Source organism: Janthinobacterium sp. AD80 (genome assembly GCF_002878455.1).
GTDB lineage: Bacteria > Pseudomonadota > Gammaproteobacteria > Burkholderiales > Burkholderiaceae_D > Janthinobacterium.
In genome coordinates this window covers 1-557 of sequence record NZ_NRDQ01000393.1, presented here as the reverse complement: position 1 = coordinate 557, position 557 = coordinate 1, and the positions used below count along the sequence as shown (strand labels likewise).

The 557-nt window shown below is 52.4% G+C and carries 2 tRNA genes and 1 rRNA gene; all 3 read right to left on the bottom strand.

Annotation, left to right across the window (positions count from 1 at the left end):
- Positions 1 to 18: 18 nt before the first annotated feature.
- Positions 19 to 97, bottom strand: a tRNA-Ala gene (locus JaAD80_RS29985).
- A 19-nt stretch (positions 98 to 116) separates the two neighbouring features.
- A tRNA-Ile gene (locus tag JaAD80_RS29980) sits at positions 117 to 192 on the bottom strand.
- Positions 193 to 273: 81 nt separating this feature from the next.
- Positions 274 to 557: ribosomal RNA gene (locus tag JaAD80_RS29975) — 16S ribosomal RNA — on the bottom strand; the annotation flags it as partial.

The window sequence follows — 557 nt, the reverse complement described above, 5'->3', positions numbered from 1 at the left end:
TGATTTACGTTTGAACTTTGGTGGAGGATGACGGGATCGACGAACCGACCGACCCCTGCTTGCAAAGCAGGTGCTCTCCCAGCTGAGCTAATCCCCCTGAGATTTACTACAGAAACTGGTAGGGCTGGTTGGACTCGAACCAACGACCCCGCGTTATCAACACGGTGCTCTAACCAGCTGAGCTACAGCCCCAAATGCTGTTCTTTATATTAACAGCCGATAAGTGTGAACATTTGATGCGTGAACCAGTTACCCAGTTCGTGCAAACTCTAGAAAGGAGGTGATCCAGCCGCACCTTCCGATACGGCTACCTTGTTACGACTTCACCCCAGTCACGAATCCTACCGTGGTAAGCGCCCTCCTTACGGTTAAGCTACCTACTTCTGGTAAAACCCGCTCCCATGGTGTGACGGGCGGTGTGTACAAGACCCGGGAACGTATTCACCGCGACATGCTGATCCGCGATTACTAGCGATTCCAACTTCATGCAGTCGAGTTGCAGACTACAATCCGGACTACGATACACTTTCTGCGATTAGCTCCCCCCTCGCGGGTTG